Raw genomic sequence first — 3,618 nt, 5'->3', positions numbered from 1 at the left:
AATGATCTCACAAATAGAGCACTTGAAGAAAAGACAATCGCAAAGGAATAAAAGGTTAAGAAAGGTGTTACAGAAATTGCTTTCGAAGGTGAGTTTGTAGAGGGTGGTGCAGTTGTAACAGCCACAGAAGATGATATTCCAGATGATATTAAAGAATTAATAGAGATTGGAGCTTACACATTAGAAGAAGCATTAGCTAAATGTACCACTGGTGGCGGTAAAGAGAAGAGAATGATTCTTCGTAAACCAGTTATTAAAATGGTTGGCGATGATGATAATAAAGTTCCACAGATTCAAAAGTTTGAACAGAAATATTCAGAAGAAGATCTAATTCTTGACTTTATGTTTGTATCAGATGAAGAAGACGACGACGATGCAGCTACTGATGCAGATGACACAGATGTAGAAAATGAAACTGTAGAAGACGATGAAGATTGGTTAAGCAAGCTATAGGATTTATAAATTGTTTAAATACATAGCTTTGTATATTGTTGCTACTACTTAACTTAATGTGGTAGCAACAAAAAAATAAAAAGGAGAACTATAGAATGAAATTTGGAAAAAAGAATGAGATCAAATTGGATATTCTTAAATATAACATTGGATTAATCGGTGAAAGTGGGATTGGAAAAACCACTATCGTAAAACAGATGTGTGAAAAGCTTGCAGGAAGAGATGGATATATGTTCTTAGAATGTGGGAAAGAAGATGGAGCTGATGCTATCAATGATATTAACTTTGTAAATTGTCCTGAGTGGTCGATGGATTACGAGGAACTATCAAACTCAATGGGATTTGAAGACTTTGTGGATGATGTAGTTGAAAACAAAACCGAAGATTGGAAAGATTTAAGAGTTGTTGTGATTGATACATACGATCAGTTATTGGAAATTGCAAAACCAGAAGTTGTTAGTATGCATAATAGAGAAAATTCTGATAAGCCAGTTAAGAGTATTAAAGCTGCGTTTGGTGGCTATATGGCTGGTGAAGATAAGGCTACTGAAATTGTTTTAGATAAATTATGGTCTTTGAAAACAGTTGGTGTTTCATTTATTATCATTGGACATGTTAAGCAAAAAGAACAGGAAGATGTAGTTACTGGTCAGAAGTTTACAACTTTAACAACTAATATGTCAATGAGAGATTTTAATGCAATTAAAACAAAGCTCCACTTTCTTGGTGTTGCGTCTATTGATAGAGAAATTGTTCAAGAGAAGACTGGAAAAAAAGATAATAAAGGAAAAGATGTAACAAAGGGCGTGGTAACGGGAGAAAGTAGAAAGATTACATTTAGAGACGATTCATACTCTATTGATTCTAAGAGTAGATTTGCTGATATTATTCCAGAAATTCCTTTCGACGTTGACTCTTTAATCAAAGCGTTTGAAGATGCAATCAAAGCAGAACAGAGCAAATCCGGCAAAACGCTTGAAGATACAAAAAAAGAACAAGCAAATGAAGAGGCTAAAAAATTAAAAGAAATCGCCAAAAACGAAGAATTAAACAAAGAAAAGAAAGAACTTGAAAAAATAATCAATAAGATCACAGATTATATCAAGGAAAATAAATCTAATATGGCGTTAATCAAGCCGATTATCGGCAAGAGTAAAGAACTCGGGTATAACAATCCTACGGAAATTACGAATATTGAAGATGCTAAAGAAGTTTTATCCATTATTGAGTAGATAAAAATATGTAAAACGAGGGGGTATTACACTCCCTCAAATACTATAAGGTGGTGATATATTTGGCAGAAAAACAATTTAAAAAACGTGTTTACAACAAAGAAACTAAAGAAGAAACTAAGATTTGGAAAGATATGTGTAAGTATATCGAAACTGAAATTATGGGTTACGATGAAAATCAGAAGTTGTCAACGCAAATGTGTCAAAGATTAAGAGGAACATTAAAAGGTAAGCAATTTGGAAACGTATTTGTACCGGACGGGGCTAACTATTCATATGAAACAGTTTTTTATACATTTAAAATAAATAAAGGCGTAATACTAAATGCAGTTTCAAACAAAGAGTTCGATACAGAAATGGCTAAATTTCGTTACATAGTAGTAATAGTAGAAAATAATATTAACGATGTTTATTTAAGATTAAAAAAAGTAAAAGAATCTAAAGAAAAAACTGAAACTATTAATACTGAAAATATATCATATGACGGAGCAGAATACTCAAGAAAAACAGATGATTTAAAAACAGATAGGTTAAAAAATTTATGGTAGAGGTGCAATATGGCAAAAACCGATGTAAAAAGTGCAAAGATTTCAGCATTTGAACAAGAAATTATCGACACATTAAAAAAGATAAGCGAATTTAAAGAAGCATGTGAGGCCAATATTGTATCAATTATATATAAGAATCCTGAATTATTATATGAAACAAAATTGGCAATAGAGGATTTTTCACACAATGTTTGGAAAGTTTATTTCGCAATAGCAAATGATTTAGTTTTAGTGGAAGAAAAAAAAGTTTTAGACGATATTACCGTTGGTCTTTATTTGGAGAAGCATTTAAAATTACAAAAACAATACGATGACTATGGCGGATATGACACTATTACAAAAGCAGGAGCCTATGTAAAAGAAGAAAATTTTGATGCATATACAAACGATCTACAAAAGTGGAATAAAGTAGTTGAGTTAGCTAGGTGGGGTATACCTGTCAAAGATAGACTAAGTGACTACTGTGATATGAAAACAGAAGAAATCTATAATGAACTTGAAGCATTTATTAATCATACATTTATGGATGTTGAAAATGATATTAAAAGTTATAATGCCTTTGAGGATATTGATAAATTAATTGATGAGTTAGACAAAGGCGTAAGCGTCGGTATGCCACTTCACAACTGCTATTTACTAAACAAAGAAATTGGAGGCTTTAATTCAAACGGAAATATTTATGGGTTAGGAGCCAATTCTGGCGTAGGGAAATCTACAACCGCTATCAATTATATTGCTCCTTCCGTCATTAATTATGATGAAAAAATGGTCATGATTATTAATGAGGAAGATGAAAAAAAGGTAAAAAAGGAATTGTTGGTATGGGTAGCAAACAATATATTTAAACAAGAATTTCATAAATATATTTTAAGAGATGGGAAATTTACAAACGAAACAAAAGAATTATTGAAGAAGTGTGCTGATTGGTTGGAAGTAAAGAAAGAAAATAGAAATATAACCATTATTCCACTTGAGAAGTATTCAGTAAAAACAGTAATTAAAATTATCAAGAAATACAGTAGTATGGGGGTAAAGTATTTTATTCTTGATACATTAAAAGAAAGTAGTGACGCCAAAACAGACGAGATATTTAAGTCGATGACTCGTGATATGGTTGATTTATATGATGTAGTAAAGCCGTCTGCAAAAAATGTGGGATTATTTGTTACTTATCAACTTGGTAAAGCAAGTATTAAACAGAGATATTTAACAAATAATGAAATAGGTATGGCCAAATCAATAGTAGATGTTATGAGTGTGAATCTAATGATGCGTAGGCCATTTGATGATGAATTTGAAGGCGGAAAGAAAGAAATTATAGGATATAAACTAGAGGGGAAAAATGGTAAAAGTAAAATACCATTTAAACTTAACAGAGATAAAAA

Annotated in this window: 4 protein-coding genes; all 4 read left to right on the top strand. The window is 31.3% G+C overall.

Annotation, left to right across the window (positions count from 1 at the left end):
- The first annotated feature begins 231 nt into the window (after nucleotides 1–231).
- Entirely contained in the window at nucleotides 232–453 is a 222-nt protein-coding gene (locus ACW2QF_RS18165) for a hypothetical protein (RefSeq protein WP_455717430.1), read from the top strand.
- Nucleotides 454–548: 95 nt separating this feature from the next.
- A complete protein-coding gene (locus ACW2QF_RS18160) occupies nucleotides 549–1,685 on the top strand; it encodes an AAA family ATPase (RefSeq protein WP_455717429.1) in 1,137 nt (378 codons plus the stop codon).
- Nucleotides 1,686–1,747: 62 nt separating this feature from the next.
- Nucleotides 1,748–2,233: a hypothetical protein gene (locus tag ACW2QF_RS18155; protein ID WP_455717428.1), complete on the top strand. Its 486-nt coding sequence runs from the start codon at nucleotides 1,748–1,750 to the stop codon at nucleotides 2,231–2,233.
- Nucleotides 2,234–2,242: 9 nt separating this feature from the next.
- Nucleotides 2,243–3,618, top strand: a 1,376-nt coding sequence (locus ACW2QF_RS18150) for a helicase (protein ID WP_455717427.1), incomplete at its 3' end; no start/stop codon positions are given.

This window comes from Anaerosporobacter sp. (genome assembly GCF_965301125.1).
This window is presented reverse-complemented; position numbering and strand designations above follow the sequence as displayed.

Coding starts and splice junctions, on each gene's coding strand:
- ACW2QF_RS18165 (WP_455717430.1), top strand. CDS start 232: ATGATTCTTCGTAAACCAGTTATTAAAATGGTTGGCGATGATGATAAT.
- ACW2QF_RS18160 (WP_455717429.1), top strand. CDS start 549: ATGAAATTTGGAAAAAAGAATGAGATCAAATTGGATATTCTTAAATAT.